Raw genomic sequence first — 19405 nt, forward strand, 5'->3', positions numbered from 1 at the left:
GAAAATAATCACAGAACTGGAACGTTTGGAAGAAGTCACCAATATACCGCAAATGGATACCAGCACAGATAAACTAGAAACTTCCCACTACGATATAGCACTGGATTATATCTCGTTTGGCTATGGCAAGCGGCAGGTTATCCATGACATCTCTTTGGAAATTCCAGAACATACAACCTGTGCTATTGTAGGGCCATCCGGCAGCGGTAAAACAACTTTATGTAATTTAATTGCCCGATTTTGGGATGTGCAGGACGGCGCTGTTCGGATTGGAGGAAAAGATGTCAAAAACTATACTGCGGATAGTATTTTGGAATATATCAGCATGGTCTTTCAGAATGTGTATCTTTTTCACGATTCCATTGAAAACAATATCAAATTTGGTAAGCCGGACGCCACACATGAAGAAGTGGAAGCCGCCGCAAAACGCGCTTGCTGCCATGATTTTATTTCCGCATTGCCGGATGGTTACAACACAATCATTGGTGAGGGCGGTTCTACACTTTCCGGGGGCGAAAAGCAACGGATTTCTATTGCTCGCGCCATGCTAAAAGATGCCCCCATTATCATTTTAGATGAAGCCACTTCCAGCGTCGATCCGGAAAATGAGCAAGCACTTCTGTCTGCCATTGTAGAACTAACAAAGAATAAAACATTGATTTCGATTGCCCATCGCTTGAGTACGGTGCAGAACGCAGATCAAATTGTTGTAATAAATCAAGGTAGAGTTGTTCAGCGGGGAACTCATCAATCTTTGATTTCACAAGAAGGAATTTATAGAAATTTCTTAAAGCAAAAACTTGAATCCGCTGGATGGGCACTCTAATTAAGTTAAGTACTTTTCAGGGGCAAACTCATTGTAGCAAGCAATGCCTATGTTAATACACACAGGCCCGCAGAGAAGAAAATCCCTTTGTGATTTTCCTCTCCGCTTGCTTGTTGAGGGCAGCGCCCCCAAGCCCCTTTGAACACAGAATTTCATTTTGTGGCTGCGCGTTCTGCGAACGCTTTTGACCAGGACCGGCTTACCGCTGGCCGTGGTCTTTTTCTTTTTCAACATCCTGAAATCCCGAAGGCCTCGAGATTTGTCTTGAAAAATCATTTCATCCTTACCGCAGCCCTTTTTTCGGAAGGATGAATTCGAAAATGGTTCCGGTGGGGTGATTGTCTTTAATGCGGATTTTTCCGCCTAAGCGGCGGGCGATTTCTTTGACCAGGGCCAGGCCCACGCCGTAGCCGTCGTGGTTTCTCGAGGGATCGGCCCGGTAGAAGAGGTCGAAGGCTTTCGCCTTGGCTTCATCATCCATGCCCACCCCCGTATCGGTGACGGCGATCATGGCATCTTCCCCTTTATCCGAAAGGACGATGCTTAATCTGCCCCCGGGCCGGTTGTATTTAATGCCGTTGTCGATGAGATTATACAAGGCACGCTCAAGAAGGGCGTCGTCGGTTTCAAGAACCATGTCTTCTCCTTCGAGGGAAAGGGCCACGTCTTTCGCCTCGGCCTTTTCCTCCAGATCAAAAAGAAGCTCTTGGGCCATGGCCTTCACATTCACCGGGCGAAATTCCGGGGCACCATCGCGACCTAAAAAGAGGATCTCTTCCACTAAATCGCTAAGGCGGCCGATGTTTTTCTCCATGCTCCCCACAAAGGATTCAAGTTCCGGATCCATGGTGCCTCTTTTTTTCTTAAATACGTCTACGCGGGTGCGCAACACGGCGAGGGGCGTACGCAACTCGTGGGCCACGTTCACGGAAAAGAGCCGCTCTTTTTCGTAATTGTCGTAGATTTTATCCAGTGTCTTTTGAAAGGCTTCGGAGAGGGCCACGATTTCGTAGGCCCCTTCTTTCAAGACGAGGCTGTCTTTTTCCGCCATGGCGTCCATGTCCGTGGCCGCCACTTTTTCCGTTAAAACCGCGAGAGGGCTCAAGGTGCGGCGAATCAAAAGAATAAATATGGTGCCGCCGAAAAGCCCCGTGGCGAGAACGACGCCGAGGGCGTAGAGCTTAAAATCCGCCAGGTGGCGCACTTCCTCCTGGTCGATAAAGACCATGACCGAGTCGTCTGTCTTTCCTTTCATGCGGCTTTCCACTTGAGCGGTAAGGTTTTCGGCGATGTCTTGCTGGCGCCGGGCGATGAGAAAGTTTGATAGGACGAGCATGAGTATAAAAAGGGCCACGCTCGCCGCCGTCAGCTTGAATATAATGGAGCGCCGGGTTTTATTCCCTATCAATGACATACCCCCTTCCGATTTCGTTTCGAATGATGTTTTCTCCCAGGGCCTCTTTGATCTTTCGCCTGAGGGCGGACATATGCACCCGCACGGCGTTTGACACGTCGCTTACATTCATATCCCACACGTGTTCCATAAGTTCCTCGGCGGAGATGGTGCGGCCCTGATTCAAGATCAGGTATTCGAAAATTCCCAGCTCCTTGGCCGTAAGCTTTATCACATCCCCGTTCACGGTGAGGATTTTCGTCCCGGTATCGAAGGAGAGGTTTTTGTAGGTAATGACTTTGTCTTCCACCACCTGTTTTCGGCGAAGGAGGGAGCGAATCCGCGCCTCCAGTTCATCGAAGTGAAAGGGCTTAATTAAGTAGTCGTTGGCCCCGAGGTCCAGCCCCTTTACCCGGTCCGCCACTTGGGTGCGGGCGGTCAGCATGATCACATTGACCTGCTTGTCTTCCTCGCGAATTTCTTTGAGCAGGGTGAAACCGTCGATTTTCGGCAGATTAATGTCCAGCACGATGAGGTCGTAGGTCTCGCTCCAAAAGAGATCCTCCGCCTCGACGCCGTCACGGGCCGTATCCACGGCGTAGCCCGAAAGCCTGAGCCCTTCGGCGACGGATTCCAACAGTTCTTTTTCGTCTTCTACAATTAACAGTCGCATGGGCGCCTCCTTTTTTTCATTATAGCAAAAACGCAAACAGGCGGCGCCTCTTTGCGTTTTCGGAATCTTTTAGTTTTCAGGTATTGCTTTTGTTGTCTGTTTCATACAAAGGCCCTTGGTAATGGCCCCGGTGGGGCAGGCTTTCTCGCATTGGCCGCAGCGGATACATTCGGCGGCGTTTGCATTTTCAACAGGGTTGACGTTCATTTTACAGGCCCTCGCACAAGCGCCGCAGTGCACACAAGCATTCTCGTCCAGTCTGTATTTAAATACGGAAATGGAATTGAAGAGAGAGTACACAGCCCCGAGGGGGCAAATGTATTTACAGAATGGGCGATAGATGATGAGGCTCAGGAGCACTGTGGCGGCGAGGATGGCGCCTTTCCAGGCGTATAAAAAGCCGACGGCGCCACGCATACTTTCGTTTTTCAGGACCAGAGGGAGGCCCCCTTCAAGCATCCCGACGGGGCAGATAAGTTTACAAAAATACGGGGATCCCTGACCCAGGACGTCCACGAGAAAAAGGGGGAGGAGTAGGACGAAGATCAGTAAGATGGCGTATTTTATTTTTCTCAAATGCTTGTCCGCCTTGAAGCTTTTAATTTTCTTCGGAAAGGGAATTTTGTGCAAAAGATCCTGCACCAGACCGAAGGGGCAAAGCCAGCCGCAGACGAAGCGGCCCATAAGGGCGCCGATAAAGAAGAGAAATCCCACCACGTAAAAGGAAAATTTATAGTCCATATTTCCTATGACGGCCTGCAGGGCGCCGATGGGGCATGCCCCCTTGGCACCGGGGCAGGAATAGCAATTCATCCCCGGTACGCAGAGGTTTTTCATTTTACCCTGATAGATTTTGCCCGTCTTAAATCCTTCTAGGTAGGAATTGGTGGCGAGAAACCACAGGCCCTGAAAAAGGTGGCGCTTCGTTTCTTTCATGGATTTTTTTTCACTAGCCAATGCCGATACACTCCATGCAAATTCTTATGGCCTTGTTCAGAACCACCTGCATCTCTCCCCGATTGACGCCGTAGGCCATCATGGCCACGGCAACGAGGAGAATAGCAGGGCCTAAATAGGCGCGGTATTTTTCTTTCATCTTACTTTACGTTTTTCAATTCTTTTTCCACAATGGCCTTCCATTCGTCCAAGCTCTTGGCGCCGGAATAGGAATCGCCGACGATATTGCCCTTGCTGTCCACAAAGAAGGTTTCCGGCAATGCCTGAATGCCTTGGAGGCGGCCCTTCATTAATTGATCGTCGGGTTTTAAGAAGGGGTAGGTGGTCTTTAATTTCTTTTGAATGGCCTTGGCTTTATCCAATGCATCGGGAATGTCTTTTCCGTCTTCGTGGGTGTCCATAACCACGCCGACGACGCCGACGCCTTTGTCTTTCATTTCGGCGTTCAGCTTTTCCAGATCGGGAATTTCCTGAATGCAGGCCGTGCACCAGGTGGCGAAGACATTGACCATGGTGAGTTTGTTCTTGGCCAGATCCGCGTCGGTAAAGGCCTTGCCGTCGATGTCTTGGGTTTTAAAGGGAGCAATGGATTTCGCATCGGACGTTTGCTTCATTTCTTTTTCTTGGAACACATAGCCGTTTTCCGCCATGGGCGTTTGATCCATGGTTTCAAGCTTCACGCCCTTTAAGGCTTCCAGAATGGCGGGATCCACATCTTTCGCCGTGGATAAATAGTAATTGTACTTTCCGTATTTGCTTTCACCGAGTTTCGTGTGGGTGTCTAATTTGGTGACCTTGCCGATGGCGGCCTCGTCCATGGATTTGTCGTAGATCCCGATGGTGCCGGCCCGCTTAATGGCTTCCAGCCACTTCGGGTAGTCGTCGCCCATTTTCGGGATTTCCTTGTTCTTGTCTTCTTCTGTTAAAGCGGAGAAGGTAAGCATGGCGTATTTAATTTCGTTTTTTTCGCCTAAGGACTGATCGTCCAACATAATCACGTCTTTTTTCGTCATCATGTCTTGTAAGTTTTTCGGCAACGTGATTTTTGCACCCATGTAGGGAAATTCATAAGTATCTTTTACTTGCCAGGCGTAATCGGCGGGCTTAATCATTTCATTGCCCATGCCAGCCTTGGAGGCCTCGATGCTTTCGCCTTGGGCCACTTCTTCCGGATGGTCTTCCCGGCGATTGTCTTTCTTCTCGCAGGCCAAGAGGCTGAAGCTTAAGCTTGCGATTAAAGCGCCTGCCAGAATCTTTTTCATTTTCTTATTCATGTGAACACTCCTTTTTCGATGGTAAATCCATTTTAACCGACGGCCTGTTAAGGCCATGTTAAGACAATAAAAATCCGAGGAATTATTTTTTCCTCGGAATGTTTAATCGGACAGGGCATCTTTAAATTCCCCAATGGCCGCCTCGAATCGATCCTGAAGCCCCTGAAGGGCAGCTAAATCGACATTTTTCTCATCCAGGGCTTTCATAAGCGCCCGGACATAGGCCTTTTCCGTTCGCAACATATCTTTTTGCAATCGCCTAAAGGTGCGAAGGGATTCTCTGTCCACGCCTTACACGTCCTTGTGGTTGGGGTAGTACATTTCGTCTATTTCTTCGGTGACTGCTTCCACAATGCCGTCGTCCAACACGTCCAGAACTTCTTTAAAGACCTGCATCTTTTCTTCGGGCACCTTTTCTTCCAGGCATTTCAATACATCTTCCACAAAATCGTAATTGACTTGGTAGTACTTCTTGAATTTGTCCGTAACAAACAGGTGTACTTGGCGGCGGTCTTTTTGGCTGCGTACTTTTTCTACATGGCCTTTTTCCACTAAGTTATTGACCTTGTAGGCGGCATTGGGTTGGCTGACGCGAATAAAATTTGCCAGTTCGTTAATGGTCGGCCCTTGCAAGGCATAAATTGCCTCGGCACAAAACTTTTCCATCACCGTTAAAGAATCCGCTTGTCGGTTATTGCGATACAGATTCTTGTAGAAATTTAATTTGTATTTCAAATAAATTGAATTCATGACTTCTTTCATCGATTTATTGTTTTCCATTACACACCTCACTCGATTAGATAAAAGACTATGATCGTGCCATACATAATTAATCGTTAGATTCTTGCCAAATCCGTTGAATTTAGAAAAGAACAATGCCCGCATCGGGATTGTTCTTTTTTCATTAAAGCGAATTGTCGCTTATGTATTGGCGGAGCTGAGAGGAATCGAACCCCCGGCACGTGCCTTAGGAGGGCACTGCTCTATCCAACTGAGCTACAGCTCCACAATGAATAGTATACGCAGGTAAATTATTTTTTGCAATTCATATTCATTGCCACACAAAAATCTTTTACATTTATTTGTATTTATCTTCCAATGCGATCATGCGCATGCGTCCTTCTTCCATTTCTTCCACTTGATAGACGTAGCGTTCGTCTTCCACGACACCGCCTAATTCCACGATTTTACCCTGTTCGTCGAATATTTTTTGAATGTAATCTCCTAATAGCTCTTCTTTGCTTTCGATGTCTCGAACCAAGTGCTCATTGACCTTGTCCATTTTCGTTTTGGCATCGAAAATAGCCACGCCGGCATTGGCGAGAATTTTATGGATGGTAAAGTATTTGCGCACGATAAATAAGACGGCGATGGCCAAGACGCCGATGAAAAGATCCCGGGTGTTGTCGCCGTAAATAAGCATTTTTCTCGCCACCACCATAATCATAATGTAGATGATTTGGTATTCCTCGTGATTAATCAGCATGGCCACAAATTCCAGGCCGATGACCATTAACAGCACGTGGGAGAGAAAACCCTGAAAGAGCTGATAGCTGCTTCCTTTGGTGCTGTGGAGGATGTCCACCATGTATTTAAAAAGATCGGGAACGGAAATAATGATCCCGAAAATAATGGTGACGGCCATAGCAAATTCCAAGGCGTAGAGCAGGCTTTGGAGCCCGGATACATATTGCTTTCGATTCATCCCATTTCTCCCGACTTTTCCATTTCCTTACGCATTTTTTCCAAGAGTTTTTTTTCGATGCGGCTCACGGTCATTTGGGAAATACCCAATTTTTTCGCAATGGACACCTGGGTCTTCCGGTACTGGTAGCGGTCGATTAAGATGGTTTTTTCCACATCGTTAAACTTTTCCATGGCCCGCTGAATAAAATCGTTCATCTCGACTTTTTGGAAGTATTCTTCTTCCACGCCGATTTTATCTCCCCGGGACAGATCCCTGTCTTCGCTTCCCGTATCGAAATTCATGTCCAAACTTTCCGGCGAATACACCTTCGATGCCTCCATTACTTCCAGCACTTCCGCCGTGGAGATGTCTAAAAATTCGGCGATGTCAGAAATGGTGGGGGTCTTTTGGTTCGTCTGGGCCAGGGTTAATTTGGCGTCGTTGATTTTTTTCGACAACTCCTGCACCCTGCGGGGCACGCGAATGGTCCAGCCCTTGTCCCGGAAGTATTTTTTAATTTCGCCGATAATGGTCGGCGTGGCAAAGGAGGAAAATTCAAAGCCTTTGGACGGATCATAGCGCTCCACGGCAAAGATCAGGCCCATGGAGGCCACTTGAAAGATGTCGTCGTAGTCGATGCCCTTTCCCGTGTATTTTTTCGCCAGAATTTCGGCGATGTAAAGGTGCTCTTCGATTAAAATGTCCCGAAGGGTCTTGTCGCCAGTTTCGGCGTATTCGGCAAATAATTCCTTTCGCTTCTGTTTTGAAAGGGGCCGATCCATGTTGTAATAGGCTTCTTTGTCCATGCTACGCTCCGAAGGTTTTGTAGACGAGGAGATAATCGTCGCCATAGGAAAATTCATCGGCCAAGGATTCGATAATCATGGCCGTAATGGCCAGGCGCTCGTCGGCCTTCACTTTTTCCTCGCTAATGCCCGAGACGCGGAAGCGAATGGCCCCCTCTTCCGGCTCCATGACGATGTCGATGGTGTCTTTCATGCCGATGGCAAAGGATAAATTGCAGCTTTCCGTAAGAAGCAGGCGAATATCCCCTAAAGTGTCTATGTCGATGTCTTCTTCCACGCAAATCCCCGACACATTTAAGCGGGCCAGGGATAGGTAGCGTGGCTTGGCCGGAATGGTTAAATAGACTTTTTCTCCCATTAGGCCTCTCCTTCAATGTGAAATAATTTGTCCAGTTTCGTAATGGTAAAGAGCTTTTTTACATTGGGATCCAAATGCTTTAATTGCACCTGATGGCCGTTTTCTTTGACGTAATTGAGCAGGTAAATAAACCCGCCCAGTCCCGTGGAATCCACGTAGTTTAAATCGGTGCAGTCCACGAGAATGTTTTTCTTATGGGCGTCATAGGCGGCCGTGGCTTCATCTTTGAATTGGGCCGTGTAGTACATATCCATTTCGCCGCAGGGGATAAGGTATAAATGATCCCCTTCTTCTTTTATTTTCAGTGTAAACATTCCGCCCTCCTTTATCTCTCAGTATATCGGCTGTAAGGCGTCGGGGCAATGAATTATTCTTCCCCCACGTATTCCGCCACGGCGACGATGTGGCTGTCTTTAATGTTCATGAGCTTCACGCCGGATGTGGCGCGACCTAAAAGGGAGATGGATTCCGCTTTCAGGCGAATAATGACGCCGTCTTCGGAGATCATCATGATTTCATCGGAATCATTTAAAACTTTCGCCGCAACCAATTGGCCGGTTTTTTCCTTGATGCGGTAGGTAATCAAGCCCTTGCCGCCGCGGTTTTGTACGTTGTATTCCTCGATGGCCGTGCGCTTGCCGTAGCCGTATTCGCTGATGACGGCCAGGGTCTTGCCCGCTTCGGCCTTTACGAAGCTGACCACTTCGTCGTCTTCATCGAGGCGAATGCCGATGACGCCCATGGCGGTGCGGCCTTGTTCTCTGAGATCCTTGCCTTTAAAGCGCAGGGACATGCCTTTTTTCGTGACAAAGAGCAGATCTTCGTCGTCGCCGCATTGAATGCCGCCGATCATGGTGTCGCCTTCTCGTAAGCCCATGGCAATAAGGCCGTTTTTGCGAATGTTTTTGTATTCGCCCATTTTGGTCTTTTTAATGTAGCCTTGTCGGGTAACGAGGAAGAGATTGTCGTCGTCCGCCACCTGATCGATGGGAATAATGCTTTGAATCCGCTCCCCTTCTTCCAGTTGAAGGAGGTTGACAATGGCCGTGCCCTTGGCATTTCTGCCGGCGGCGGGAATTTCGTAGGCCTGTTTCTTGTAGACTTGGCCGCAGTCGGTGAAGAATAAAATCGTATCCAAAGTGGATGTAATAAAGAGGCTGGTGACGAAATCGTCGGCTTTTTTATTTAAGGCGCTAATGCCTTGGCCGCCGCGATTTTGCGGCTTGTAGGTACCTTCAGGCATGCGCTTGATGTAGCCGGAATTGGTGAGGGTGACCACCACTTTTTCCTCTTCGATGAGATCTTCATCGTCCATTTCTCCGTCGGATTTGGTGATGACCGTGCGGCGCAGATCGCCGTATTTTTCCTTGATCTCTAAAAGTTCCTCTTGAATGGTCCCGTCCAAGACCTTGGGATCGGAAAGAATCAGCTCTAATTTTTCGATGAGGGCCAAAAGTTCCCGATACTCTTCTTCTAATTTTTCCACTTGCAGGCCGCTTAAGCGCTTAATACGCATATCCAAAATGGCCTGGCCCTGAATGTCCGTGAGGCCGAAGAGTTCGGTAAATTTCGCCTTAATCTCTTCGTCGGTGCGGTAGCTTTTGACGATTTCGATGATTTCGTCAATATTGGCGATGGCGAGTTTCAAGCCCTCGATAATGTGCACCCGGGCCTTTGCCTTGTTTAAGTCAAAGGTGCTGCGGCGGGTCACCACGTCTCGTTGGTGTTTTACATAATAGTGAATGAGCTCGAGAAGGGTTAATTCTCGGGGCACGCCGTCGACCAAGGCGAGGTTAATAATGCCGAAGGTGATTTGCAGCTGGGTTTCTTTATAAAGGCGATTTAAAACCACATTGGGATTGGCATCCCGCTTTAATTCAATAACCATGCGCACGCCGCGGCGATTGGATTCGTCGCGAATGTCAGAAATGCCGTCGAGTTTTTTATCCTTCACCAATTCGGCAATTTTTTCGATGACCCGCGCCTTGTTTACCTGGTAGGGAAATTCCGTGACCACGATTTGGTGCTTGCTCTTTAGGGGCTCGATTTCCGCCCGTGCCCGCACCCTTACTTTGCCGCGGCCGGTTTTATAGGCTTCTTTAATGCCGTCTTTGCCCATGATAAAGGCGCCGGTGGGAAAATCCGGTCCCTTAATGTGGGTCATCATTTCTTCAAGAGAAATGGCTTCGTTGTTCATATAGGCAATGACCCCGTCGATGACTTCGTTCATATTGTGGGGGGCCATGTTGGTGGCCATCCCTACGGCGATGCCGGCGGAGCCGTTGACCAAAAGATTGGGAAAACGGGAAGGCAGCACCGAAGGCTCCATTAATTCTTCGTCGAAGTTGGGCACGAAGTCCACGGTTTCCTTGTTAATGTCCCTGAGCATTTCCATGGCCAGCTTCGACATGCGCACTTCCGTATAACGCATGGCCGCCGGGCTGTCCCCGTCCATGGAGCCGAAGTTCCCCTGGCCGTCGGCTAAGGGATAGCGTATGTTAAAGTCTTGAGCCAAGCGGACCACGGCGTCGTAAATGGACAAGTCCCCGTGGGGGTGATACTTACCCATAACATCCCCGACGAGGCGGGCGCTTTTTCTGTGGGGCTTATCCGGCGTGAGGCCCTGTTGCTGCATGCCGTAGAGAATACGGCGATGCACGGGCTTTAAGCCGTCCCGCACGTTGGGCAGGGCCCGGGCGACGATGACGCTCATGGAATATTCTAAGTAAGCCTTTTTCATGGCTTTTTCTAAGACGACGTCTTGAATGCCGCTTTCATTTGCAAATTTTGCCACTGTATCCTCCTAAGCGTCGATGTTTTCGACGTAAATTGCATTTTCTTCGATAAATTCCCGCCGCGGTCCCACTTCTTGGCCCATGAGCATGGAAAATACTTCGTCGGCCATTTGGGCGTCTTCGACGCTTACGCGAAGGAGCACCCGGTGTTCCGGATTCATGGTGGTTTCCCAAAGCTCTTCCGCGTTCATTTCACCGAGACCTTTGTAGCGACCGATTTTTAAATTCTTGTCCCGGCCCAGGCGGTTCATGGCTTCTCGAAGCTCGTCTTCGTTATAGCAGTATTCCAACACTTTCGATCCCCGCTTAATGCCGTAAAGGGGCGGCTTGGCCACAAAGACGTGGCCCGCCTCGATAAGCGCAGGCAAATGACGGAAAAGGAAGGTTAAGAGCAGGGTTTGAATGTGGGCACCGTCCACGTCCGCATCGGTCATGATGATAATTTTTCCGTAGCGGAGCTTTTCGATGTCGAATTCCTTGTCGATGCCCGTGCCGAAGGCGGTGATCATGGCGCGAATTTCATTGGAGTTTAAAATTTTGTCCATGCGCGCCTTTTCCACGTTCATAATCTTTCCGCGAAGAGGCAAAATAGCCTGATAGCTGCTGTCTCTTCCGCCCTTGGCACTGCCGCCGGCGGAGTCCCCTTCCACCAAAAAGATCTCTGTCTTTTCATTGTCGTTTAATTGGCAGTCCACGAGCTTGCCGGGAAGGGGCGTGTTGTCTAAAATGGAGCGCTTCCGCGTCAAATCCCGGGCTTTTCTCGCCGCTTCTCTCGCCCGGCGGGCGGAGAGGGCTTTCGTTAAAATAATCTTTCCGATTTTCGGGTTTTCTTCCAAAAAGGCCGTTAAGTAATTGTTCAACACCCGCTCCACAATGGCCTTGGTTTCGGAATTGCCCAGCTTGGCCTTGGTTTGGCCTTCGAATTGGGGATCGGGAATCTTCACGCTGATGACGGCGCTGATCCCCTCCCGCACGTCGTCACCGGAGAGATTTTCTTCTTTTTCTTTAATGTAATTGTATTTTCTGCCGTACTCGTTAATGCTTTTGGTGAGGGCGCTTCTGAAGCCGGATAAGTGGGTGCCCCCTTCTTCCGTATTAATGTTGTTGGCGAAAGATAAAACCGTCTCCCGGTAGCTGTCCGTGTATTGAATCGAAATTTCCACATTGGTGTCTTGTTCCGTTTCGTCCAGATAGAGAATTTTGTCGTGAATGGGCTTTTTATTGCGGTTAATGTATTCCACATAGCTTTGAATGCCGCCGACATAGTGGTAGATTTCCTTAAATTTGTCGCCGTCTCGGTGGTCAATAAACTCGATGTAGGCGCCCTTGTTTAAAAAGGCCATTTCCCGGAAGCGACGGGCCAATACCTCGCGGCTGAATACCACGGTTTCCTTAAATATTTCCTCGTCGGGCCAGAAGGTAATGGTGGTTCCCGTATCTTCAATGTTTTCGGCTACGACGGTGAGTTCCGTTTGGGGAATGCCTCGAGAGAAGACCTGTTCATAGGCCTTTCCGTTTCGATGAACATGGGCGATGAGTTTTTTCGACAGGGCGTTGACGACGCTGACGCCGACGCCGTGAAGGCCGCCGGAAACTTTGTAGGCGTTGCTGTCGAATTTACCCCCGGCGTGGAGGATGGTAAGGACGGTTTCCACGGTGGATTTTTTCGTTTGGGGATGAATATCCACGGGAATGCCGCTGCCGTTGTCGCGCACGGAAACAGAGCCGTCTTCGTTTAGTTCCACGATGACCTGATCGCAGCGGCCGGCCAAAATTTCGTCGATGGAATTGTCCACCACTTCGTAAACCAAGTGATGCAAGCCCTTGGGCCCGGTGGAGCCGATGTACATACCCGGACGTTTGCGAACCGGTTCAAGGCCCGTTAATACCTGTATGTTACCGGCATTGTATTCATTTTCCCTTACCATAAATCCTCCTCACGCAAAGTGTCTGCGCTCTTTTTTATACTGATTAAATCAATGGGCCGAGAGGCTTCTTCCAAGGCCTCCATGGGCTCCGCCGCCGTAATAAAACATTGGCCTCGTATCATAGAAAGAAGCATGCGCCGCCGCTTCTCATCCAATTCCGACATGACGTCGTCTAAAAGTACCACCGGCGATTCGCCGACGTGTTCGGTAATGCGATCAATTTCCATGCACTTCATGGCCAAGACAATGCTTCGTATTTGGCCTGTTGAGGCAAATTTCTTCGCTTCTTCCCCGTTTAGCAGAAAAGATAAATCGTCTAAGTGGGGCCCGATGGACGTCCGCCCCCGCTCGCGATCCGTTTCGCGCCTCGCCTTCAGGCTTTCGTAAAAAGCGCCTTCCAATTCCCCGTCCAGGGCCACGGGAAAAGACGCCTTGTAGCGTAGCTCCAAGCACTCCCCGGCTCCTGCAATGGCTTCGTAGTAGCTCGACACGGAGGTGGCCATGCGCTTTAAAAATTTCAGCCGCTCTTTTAAAATTACCGCCGCAAAGGAGGCCAATCCCCGGTCGTAAACATCTAAAAGATCCGTATCCCGAAGTTTTCTGAGCACAACATTTCTCTGATAGAGCACGTGGTAATAAGAACTGTAGGCCTCGTCGTAGGCAGGAGAGATCATGCGAAGCATCTCGTCGATAAATCCGCGGCGACGAGAGGGGGAACCCTGCACCATTTGCAAGTGGCCGGGCTCAAAAAGCACTACGCCCATGCCTCGACCGTAGGCCGAGGTGTTTTTTACCGGGTTGCGATCCCTTAAAAAGCGGCGCTTGTCTTTTTTTACGGTAATCTCCATGTCCCGCTCAAAATCGTCGAGTACGACGGTGGCTCCCACAAAGGCACTCTCTTCGCCGAAGGCGATCACTTCTTTTAAAGAAGCGGTTTTAAAGCTCCGCCCCGTCATGGATAAGTAAATGGCCTCTAAAAAATTCGTCTTTCCCGTGCCGTTTGGGCCCACGATGCGATACATTTCGGGCTCAAGGTCCATAAAAAGGCGTCGATGATTGCGAAATGAGACCATGTTTAATTGTGAAACAAACACATCGTCCTCCCGCCGCGATTCATCTTCGTCGTTTAACCTTAGTATAGTACAAATGTTCTATTCCGACAAATGGGTTTCGTCTCCTTCGATGGTGTCTTTTTCTCCCATAAATTCCACCACGTCGCCGGGGTAGAGCTTTCTGCCACGACGCTTCTCCATCTCGCCGTTGACGAAAACCAAGCCGTCTGATACTACCATTTTGGCCATGCCGCCGGAATCCACCCACTGCACGTATTTCAAAAAGCTGTCGAGTTTAATATAGTCTGTGGTTATTTTCATAGATTGGCCAACCTGACGGGCAGTACGAGGTACAGTGTATCGGCGCCTTCTAAAGGCGTAATGATGCAGGGATTTACCGCATCGGTAAAGCCTAAGGAGATGCGCTCGTCATCCATGACGCGAATGCCTTCCAATAAATAGCGGGCGTTAAAGGCGATGGTTAAATCGCTTCCCGTCTTTTCGGCGCGAATGGTTTCGTGGACTTTGCCCACCTCGGAATTGGAGAGGATTTCGATTTGATCGTCTTTAATTTCCAGGCGCACCAAGCCGTTTCGCTCTTTGCCCGTCATTAAACTGGCCCGCTCCAAGGCGTCGATTAATTGTTTTCTGTCGGCGACAACATTCACGTCGTGTTCCGTGCGAATCAAGCTGTTGTAGCGGAAAAATTCGCCGTTTAAAAGCTTGGTAAAGAATTTCGTCTCGTCGAATTGAATCAAGATGTGATTGTTTCCGATTTCCAATGTCAGGGTCTTGGTCTCGTCGATGAGTTTTGAAATTTCCGAAACGCTTCTCGAGGGCAAAATTAAATCCCTACGCACGGATTGTTCTCCCTTAATGCGGCTTAATGCCATGCGGTAGCCGTCCAATGCCACGAAGGTAATGCCCTCCGGCTGAACGTCTAATAAGACCCCGGTTAAGACGATGCGCATGTCATCGTTGGATGTGGCAAATTGCGTTTCCTTAAAGGCCTTTAATAAGGATTCGCCGGTGACAACGATTTTTTCATCGCCGCCCAGTTCCGGCAATTGGGGATATTCTTCCGGGTTTTGACCCATGATTTCAAATTCCGATTGCTCGCAAATTAAGGTGATTTTTTGGCCGTCGCTTTCTATATGCACCATGGCGTTGGGAAGTTTGCGCACAATGTCTCCAAATAATGAGGCATTTAATACGATGCTACCCGTCTCTTCCACGAAACAGGCGTGGCGGGATTCCATGGATATTTCCGTATCCGTGGCTCTAAGAATCAATTGATCCTCTGTGGTTTCCATGTAGATGCCTTCCAGAATTTGCATACTGGTTTTTGCCGAGATGGCTCTGGAGACGGTAGAGACAATAGAAGCTAATGCGGATTTTTCGATTTGAAATTTCAAATGCTTTCCTCCTAACTAATAGATTAGTACTTCGTATTCGTAGTAGGGGCTGTGAATATGTGGATACCCTCGTTTAAAAGGATTGGATTCGTAATAGCCTTGTGGATAATTTATGGATATTCCCGTGGATGATTTCTCTTTTTATCCACAATCCCATTAATTGCCCTTAATGGTTTCTTTCAGGGATTCGATGGTGACGAAGAGATTGGTGTCTTTTTCCATATCGTCTTTGATTTTATCGCAGGCGTGAATCACCGTGGAGTGATCCCTTCCGCCGAATTCCTGGCCGATTTTCGGCAAGGACATGTCCGTCAGCTCCCGGGTCAGGTACATGGCGATTTGTCTGGGATAGGCCAATGGGCGGGAGCGCTTCTTGCTGTCCATTTGTTCCACGGTTAATTGATATTTTTTACAGACCACATCTTTTATCCGCTCCACTGTAATCTTTACGGGCCGATTGTTTTCGTAAATATCTTTTAATACCGTCGCCGCCGTCTCTTCCGTAATGACGCCGGTGGTGAGCTTGGAATAAGCCGTCACCCGAGACAGGGCCCCTTCCAGTTCACGAATATTGCTTTTCACGTGGGTGGCGATGTAATTAATCACCTCGTCGGGAACGTGGAAGCCGTCGCTTTTAGCTTTGTTTCTTAAAATGGCGATGCGGGTTTCCAGATCCGGCGCTTGAATATCCACCACCAGGCCCCAGGCGAAGCGGGAAATCAGCCGCTGTTCCAGTTTTTGAATGTCCTTCGGCGGTTTGTCGCTGGTCAGGACGATTTGCTTGTCTCGTGCGTGGAGTTCATTAAATGTATGGAAAAATTCGTCCATGGTGGATTCTTTGTCGGCGATAAATTGAATATCGTCGATTAAAAGCAGATCCTGTGAGCGGTATTTCCTGCGAAATTCTTCGTTGCGATTGGTTTGAATGGAAGCGATAAATTCGTTGGTAAATTGCTCACTGGTGACGTATAAAATACGCTTGTTCGGATCATTGCGATGCATAAAATGGCCGATGGCGTGCATTAAATGGGTCTTCCCCAAACCGACGCCGCCGTAGATAAACAGCGGATTGGCGTGGGCCTCGATGGGATTTTCCGCTACGGCCAAAGACGCTGCGTGGGCAAATTGATTGGATTGGCCTACGACAAATGAATCGAAGGTGTATTTAGGATTTAAGTGGTACAGGGCCTCGGCGGTATTTTCCGCGGGCATGGACCGGGTTTCTCCGTTGGCGGTGAGGACAAATTGAATCTCCAGATCCCGGCCGCCGGCTTCTTTCACCACGCGGCGAATGAGGTTTTTGTAATTGTTGTTATTCTTTTTTAAATGGTTTAAAACAAATTCCCGGCTCACGCCTAAAATGAGGGCGTCGCCCTGAATGGCCAGAGGTTGAATGGGGCGAAACCAGGTGTTGATTTGAGACTCGTAGAGGTTTTCTTCGAGAATCAATTGAAAGGCATCGTCCCATAGCTTTTTAACATCCGTTGACATATACGTCGCTCCTTAAGGGTATGTATTAACATAGTCACATGTGGAAAAAATCCCTATGGATGAAAAAATCCACATAATTGTGGATTGTGAGGATAAACTGTTTATGAACAATGTGTCGTTATTTACTTGTTCATAAAAAGGGATCATTTTTTCGTATTTTACGAGAAAGAAAGTGAATAAAGAAAACTTATCAACAGCTTATACACAATTTGTGCATAACCACTGTCTATCCACAGACTTTATTTTTATTCACAGGCTCGAAATAATTATACACAAAGATAAAATAGTTATCAACATATTCGCCGGCCCTCGATTGCCGCAAAAAGGGCCTTTATTTCGAATTTTTTTATCCCATAAAGAAGGAAATTCCCCACTATTTATTGACTTCAGCGGCGTGAGTCCCTATAATATATAGAGTGTATTTAAAAAAATAGGTCCATTGGGCATTTTTTTATCCCATAGAGGAGGTGTAATCATGAAAAGAACGTTCCAACCGAAACGCAAACAAAGAAAAAGAGAACACGGTTTTCGTGCGCGCATGAGAACGCGCGGCGGTCGTAAGGTTTTGCGCGCCCGCAGACTTAAGGGAAGAAAAAGACTTTCCGCATAATCCATGGAAAAAAAGTACTTTCTTACGAAAGACGGGGATTTTAAAAGAGTATATAGGAAGAGAAAAACGTTCGGAAACAGAAATTTTACTCTTTACGTCAAGCAAAACGGCCTGGCCCATTCCAGGATGGGTTTTTCCATCAACAAGAAGGTGGGCAAGGCCGTTGTTCGTAATAAAATAAAAAGGCGACTGAAGGCCCTTTATCAGGAAGCGTACCCGCGTCTCACACCGGGCTATGATTATGTCATCGTCGTCAAAAACAATGTGGCGGAATTGGATTTCAAAGCGACAAAATCCGCCTTTTACCATCTGTTTCGCGTATCGAAGTTTTTAAAGGGGGGCAAAAAGTCATGAGGACTTTGGCCTTGGGACTGATTCGTTTCTACCAAAAAGTGATTTCTCCTTATATACTGCCCGGGGCGCACTGTCGTTTTTACCCGACGTGCAGCCAATACGGCTACGAAGCTTTTTCGACATACCCCTTCTTTAAAGCGCTTTATTTAACGATAAGGCGCATTTTACGCTGTCACCCTTTCCACAAGGGCGGCTATGATCCACTTCCATAGATTAGGAGGAAGTTCACTTGATTAACGCTTTAGCGAGTTTCTTCGGCACCCTTCTCCATGCCATCTACAATTTCGTGGCGGGGCTCGGGTCGGAACCGAAGATGATTTCCTTTTATGCGATTTCCATTATCGTCACGACCCTGCTTTTTCGTTTGGCCCTTTTGCCTTTGAATTTATTTCAAACGAAAAACCAGCTGAAGATGGCGAAATTGCAGCCGGAAATGAAAAAAATTCAAAAAAAATACGAAAAGGACCCGCAGCTCTTGGCGCAAAAACAGTCGCAGCTCTATAAGGAAGCGCAATTTAATCCTTTAAGCGGCTGTCTGCCCATGCTCGTTCAATTTCCCGTTCTCTTGGCTTTTTATCGGATCTTTATGTTCCCGACGAAATTTGCCTTTACGAATCCGGAATTTTACGCGTCCATGCAGAAAAATTTCTTTTTTATTCAAGATCTCGACCACGGGGACCCTACGAAGTTGGTCTTTCCCATTATCGCAGCCTTTTTTACCTGGCTGTCCACCTATCTCGTGCAAAAGAGCAACAAAGCCCCTTCTACGGAGCAATCGGAGCAAATGATGCGCACCATGTCTATGATGATGCCTGTCATGATCTTTATTTTCGCGAGAAAAATGGCGGCGGGTTTGGTCTTGTACTGGATCGTCGGTAGTATTTACACGATTTTCCAACAATTTGTGAGCAATAAAATCATCGAAAAAGAAAAAGAAGCGGAGGCATAGCATGAATTTCTCCATTCAGTCGGCAAAAACCATCGACGAGGCCGTGGAAAAGGCCCTTCTCGAGTTGAAAGCCACCCGAGACGAGGTGGACATCGAAGTAATTGAAGAGCCCTCCGGCGGCTTTTTAGGGCTGATTGGGGGCAAGGATGCGATTGTCAAAGTGAAGAAAAAAATGGACCACAAGGACATTGTGGAATCCATTTTAAAGGATGAAGAGATCCAAAGTGTGCGCACGGTCTTGGAGGAAAAAGCCCAAGAGGAAGCGGCGATGATCGAAGACGACGAATCAGAAGCTCCGTCTGACGAGGCGGATAAAGGGGAAGCGGCGTCTGAGGAGGCTTTGGATTTCGATTATCTCGATGACGAAGCCATGGAAGAGATGATTCGCGAGTACATCGACCGAATCATGGGGGCCATGGAGTTGGCCTACACTTTGTCCGTGGATTTCAGGGAAAATGAAATTGACGTTTCCATTGACGGCAAGAAGGAGGAGACGGGCATTGTCATCGGCAAGCACGGATCCACATTAAACGGCATTCAAATCGTGCTTTCCGCCATGGTGAATCAACGGAGCGAAGAATTTCGCCGGGTCATCGTGGACTGCAGCGGCTACCGCAAGAAGCGGGAGCAGGTGCTGAAGCGCATCGCCGGCAAGACGGCGAATAAGGTATTAAAGACGAATAAATCCATTAAATTGGAGCCGATGAATGCACAGGAACGGCGCATTATTCACGCCTGCCTGGCCAATGTCGATGGCATTCGAACGCGAAGCGAGGGCAAAGATCCCCATAGGCGCGTCGTTATTCATAAGGATACATCCCAGCCTTCATAGTCTCT

23 protein-coding genes and 1 tRNA gene are annotated in these 19405 nt (G+C 48.3%); 6 read left to right on the forward strand and 18 right to left on the reverse strand.

Going from position 1 to position 19405, the window contains the following annotated elements; all coding sequences use genetic code 11:
* Positions 1 to 826 (forward strand): ABC transporter ATP-binding protein (locus WKT05_RS09095; RefSeq protein ID WP_340413822.1); only part of this gene is annotated, 826 nt, incomplete at its 5' end.
* A 283-nt stretch (positions 827 to 1109) separates the two neighbouring features.
* Here WKT05_RS09095 and WKT05_RS09100 read toward each other — a convergent pair.
* The 18 genes from WKT05_RS09100 to dnaA form a co-directional block, all read right to left on the reverse strand.
* Positions 1110 to 2234, reverse strand: a complete 1125-nt coding sequence (locus tag WKT05_RS09100; protein ID WP_340413823.1) for a sensor histidine kinase — start codon at positions 2232 to 2234, stop codon at positions 1110 to 1112.
* Positions 2221 to 2892: a response regulator transcription factor gene (locus WKT05_RS09105; protein WP_340413824.1), complete on the reverse strand. Its 672-nt coding sequence runs from the start codon at positions 2890 to 2892 to the stop codon at positions 2221 to 2223. Before WKT05_RS09105 ends, WKT05_RS09100 begins: the two co-directional genes overlap by 14 nt.
* 69 nt (positions 2893 to 2961) lie before the next feature.
* Positions 2962 to 3828, reverse strand: a complete 867-nt coding sequence (locus tag WKT05_RS09110; protein WP_340413848.1) for a 4Fe-4S binding protein — start codon at positions 3826 to 3828, stop codon at positions 2962 to 2964.
* 13 nt (positions 3829 to 3841) lie between these two features.
* Positions 3842 to 3988, reverse strand: coding sequence for a CD1871A family CXXC motif-containing protein (locus WKT05_RS09115; protein WP_340413825.1), 147 nt, complete (start codon positions 3986 to 3988; stop codon positions 3842 to 3844).
* Between the two features lies 1 nt (position 3989).
* On the reverse strand, positions 3990 to 5123 hold the full coding sequence (locus WKT05_RS09120; RefSeq protein ID WP_340413826.1) for a TlpA family protein disulfide reductase: 1134 nt from the start codon (positions 5121 to 5123) through the stop codon (positions 3990 to 3992).
* A gap of 102 nt (positions 5124 to 5225) precedes the next feature.
* Entirely contained in the window at positions 5226 to 5411 is a 186-nt protein-coding gene (locus tag WKT05_RS09125; RefSeq protein WP_340413827.1) for a hypothetical protein, read from the reverse strand.
* Between the two features lie 3 nt (positions 5412 to 5414).
* The gene (locus WKT05_RS09130) at positions 5415 to 5903 is read right to left on the reverse strand and encodes a MarR family winged helix-turn-helix transcriptional regulator (RefSeq protein WP_340413828.1); all 489 of its coding nucleotides are present in this window, start codon (positions 5901 to 5903) and stop codon (positions 5415 to 5417) included.
* Between the two features lie 149 nt (positions 5904 to 6052).
* A tRNA-Arg gene (locus WKT05_RS09135) sits at positions 6053 to 6129 on the reverse strand.
* Between the two features lie 72 nt (positions 6130 to 6201).
* Complete coding sequence (locus WKT05_RS09140; RefSeq protein WP_340413829.1) at positions 6202 to 6828, reverse strand: phosphate-starvation-inducible PsiE family protein; 627 nt, start codon at positions 6826 to 6828, stop codon at positions 6202 to 6204.
* Positions 6825 to 7616, reverse strand: coding sequence for a SigB/SigF/SigG family RNA polymerase sigma factor (locus WKT05_RS09145; protein ID WP_215506494.1), 792 nt, complete (start codon positions 7614 to 7616; stop codon positions 6825 to 6827). The genes WKT05_RS09140 and WKT05_RS09145 overlap by 4 nt, the downstream gene beginning before the upstream one ends.
* Position 7617: 1 nt before the next feature.
* Positions 7618 to 7974: an ATP-binding protein gene (locus WKT05_RS09150; RefSeq protein ID WP_215506496.1), complete on the reverse strand. Its 357-nt coding sequence runs from the start codon at positions 7972 to 7974 to the stop codon at positions 7618 to 7620.
* Positions 7974 to 8288 carry an STAS domain-containing protein gene (locus WKT05_RS09155; RefSeq protein WP_340413830.1) on the reverse strand — a complete coding sequence of 105 codons (315 nt, stop codon included), beginning with the start codon at positions 8286 to 8288 and terminating at the stop codon, positions 7974 to 7976. Before WKT05_RS09155 ends, WKT05_RS09150 begins: the two co-directional genes overlap by 1 nt.
* 53 nt (positions 8289 to 8341) lie before the next feature.
* The gene (gene gyrA / locus WKT05_RS09160; RefSeq protein ID WP_340413831.1) at positions 8342 to 10768 is read right to left on the reverse strand and encodes a DNA gyrase subunit A; all 2427 of its coding nucleotides are present in this window, start codon (positions 10766 to 10768) and stop codon (positions 8342 to 8344) included.
* Positions 10769 to 10777: 9 nt separating this feature from the next.
* A complete protein-coding gene (gyrB, locus tag WKT05_RS09165) occupies positions 10778 to 12697 on the reverse strand; it encodes a DNA topoisomerase (ATP-hydrolyzing) subunit B (protein ID WP_340413832.1) in 1920 nt (639 codons plus the stop codon).
* On the reverse strand, positions 12691 to 13791 hold the full coding sequence (gene recF, locus WKT05_RS09170) for a DNA replication/repair protein RecF (protein ID WP_340413833.1): 1101 nt from the start codon (positions 13789 to 13791) through the stop codon (positions 12691 to 12693). The genes gyrB and recF overlap by 7 nt, the downstream gene beginning before the upstream one ends.
* A 57-nt stretch (positions 13792 to 13848) precedes the next feature.
* Positions 13849 to 14070, reverse strand: a complete 222-nt coding sequence (gene yaaA, locus WKT05_RS09175; protein WP_215506506.1) for a S4 domain-containing protein YaaA — start codon at positions 14068 to 14070, stop codon at positions 13849 to 13851.
* Positions 14067 to 15164, reverse strand: coding sequence for a DNA polymerase III subunit beta (gene dnaN, locus WKT05_RS09180; protein ID WP_340413834.1), 1098 nt, complete (start codon positions 15162 to 15164; stop codon positions 14067 to 14069). The genes yaaA and dnaN overlap by 4 nt, the downstream gene beginning before the upstream one ends.
* 156 nt (positions 15165 to 15320) lie before the next feature.
* Positions 15321 to 16655, reverse strand: coding sequence for a chromosomal replication initiator protein DnaA (gene dnaA / locus WKT05_RS09185; protein ID WP_340413835.1), 1335 nt, complete (start codon positions 16653 to 16655; stop codon positions 15321 to 15323).
* Positions 16656 to 17130: 475 nt separating this feature from the next.
* Between dnaA and rpmH the strand changes: the two genes are divergently transcribed.
* Genes rpmH through jag form a run of 5 tightly spaced genes read left to right on the forward strand, consistent with a single transcriptional unit; the run spans position 17131 to position 19400 of the window.
* Positions 17131 to 17265, forward strand: a complete 135-nt coding sequence (gene rpmH, locus WKT05_RS09190) for a 50S ribosomal protein L34 (protein ID WP_215506511.1) — start codon at positions 17131 to 17133, stop codon at positions 17263 to 17265.
* A 3-nt stretch (positions 17266 to 17268) separates the two neighbouring features.
* Positions 17269 to 17619, forward strand: coding sequence for a ribonuclease P protein component (gene rnpA / locus WKT05_RS09195; protein WP_215506513.1), 351 nt, complete (start codon positions 17269 to 17271; stop codon positions 17617 to 17619).
* Positions 17616 to 17831, forward strand: coding sequence for a membrane protein insertion efficiency factor YidD (yidD, locus tag WKT05_RS09200; protein WP_215506515.1), 216 nt, complete (start codon positions 17616 to 17618; stop codon positions 17829 to 17831). The genes rnpA and yidD overlap by 4 nt, the downstream gene beginning before the upstream one ends.
* Before the next feature lie 17 nt (positions 17832 to 17848).
* The gene (locus WKT05_RS09205; RefSeq protein ID WP_251374879.1) at positions 17849 to 18568 is read left to right on the forward strand and encodes a YidC/Oxa1 family membrane protein insertase; all 720 of its coding nucleotides are present in this window, start codon (positions 17849 to 17851) and stop codon (positions 18566 to 18568) included.
* Between the two features lies 1 nt (position 18569).
* The gene (jag, locus tag WKT05_RS09210) at positions 18570 to 19400 is read left to right on the forward strand and encodes an RNA-binding cell elongation regulator Jag/EloR (RefSeq protein ID WP_340413836.1); all 831 of its coding nucleotides are present in this window, start codon (positions 18570 to 18572) and stop codon (positions 19398 to 19400) included.
* The last annotated feature ends 5 nt before the right edge of the window (positions 19401 to 19405 follow it).

Source organism: Peptoniphilus sp. HCN-40583, assembly GCF_037892835.1.
GTDB classification, from domain to species: domain Bacteria; phylum Bacillota; class Clostridia; order Tissierellales; family Peptoniphilaceae; genus Aedoeadaptatus; species Aedoeadaptatus rachelemmaiella.

What these genes read in the sequence shown, in the direction of transcription:
- WKT05_RS09105 (WP_340413824.1), bottom strand. Translation starts at nt 2,892, where the DNA reads ATGCGACTGTTAATTGTAGAAGACGAAAAAGAACTGTTGGAATCCGTC.
- WKT05_RS09110 (WP_340413848.1), bottom strand. Translation starts at nt 3,828, where the DNA reads ATGAAAGAAACGAAGCGCCACCTTTTTCAGGGCCTGTGGTTTCTCGCC.
- WKT05_RS09115 (WP_340413825.1), bottom strand. Translation starts at nt 3,988, where the DNA reads ATGAAAGAAAAATACCGCGCCTATTTAGGCCCTGCTATTCTCCTCGTT.
- WKT05_RS09120 (WP_340413826.1), bottom strand. Translation starts at nt 5,123, where the DNA reads ATGAATAAGAAAATGAAAAAGATTCTGGCAGGCGCTTTAATCGCAAGC.
- WKT05_RS09130 (WP_340413828.1), bottom strand. Translation starts at nt 5,903, where the DNA reads ATGGAAAACAATAAATCGATGAAAGAAGTCATGAATTCAATTTATTTG.
- WKT05_RS09140 (WP_340413829.1), bottom strand. Translation starts at nt 6,828, where the DNA reads ATGAATCGAAAGCAATATGTATCCGGGCTCCAAAGCCTGCTCTACGCC.
- WKT05_RS09145 (WP_215506494.1), bottom strand. Translation starts at nt 7,616, where the DNA reads ATGGACAAAGAAGCCTATTACAACATGGATCGGCCCCTTTCAAAACAG.
- WKT05_RS09150 (WP_215506496.1), bottom strand. Translation starts at nt 7,974, where the DNA reads ATGGGAGAAAAAGTCTATTTAACCATTCCGGCCAAGCCACGCTACCTA.
- WKT05_RS09155 (WP_340413830.1), bottom strand. Translation starts at nt 8,288, where the DNA reads ATGTTTACACTGAAAATAAAAGAAGAAGGGGATCATTTATACCTTATC.
- gyrB (WP_340413832.1), bottom strand. Translation starts at nt 12,697, where the DNA reads ATGGTAAGGGAAAATGAATACAATGCCGGTAACATACAGGTATTAACG.
- yaaA (WP_215506506.1), bottom strand. Translation starts at nt 14,070, where the DNA reads ATGAAAATAACCACAGACTATATTAAACTCGACAGCTTTTTGAAATAC.
- dnaA (WP_340413835.1), bottom strand. Translation starts at nt 16,655, where the DNA reads ATGTCAACGGATGTTAAAAAGCTATGGGACGATGCCTTTCAATTGATT.
- rpmH (WP_215506511.1), top strand. Translation starts at nt 17,131, where the DNA reads ATGAAAAGAACGTTCCAACCGAAACGCAAACAAAGAAAAAGAGAACAC.
- rnpA (WP_215506513.1), top strand. Translation starts at nt 17,269, where the DNA reads ATGGAAAAAAAGTACTTTCTTACGAAAGACGGGGATTTTAAAAGAGTA.
- yidD (WP_215506515.1), top strand. Translation starts at nt 17,616, where the DNA reads ATGAGGACTTTGGCCTTGGGACTGATTCGTTTCTACCAAAAAGTGATT.
- jag (WP_340413836.1), top strand. Translation starts at nt 18,570, where the DNA reads ATGAATTTCTCCATTCAGTCGGCAAAAACCATCGACGAGGCCGTGGAA.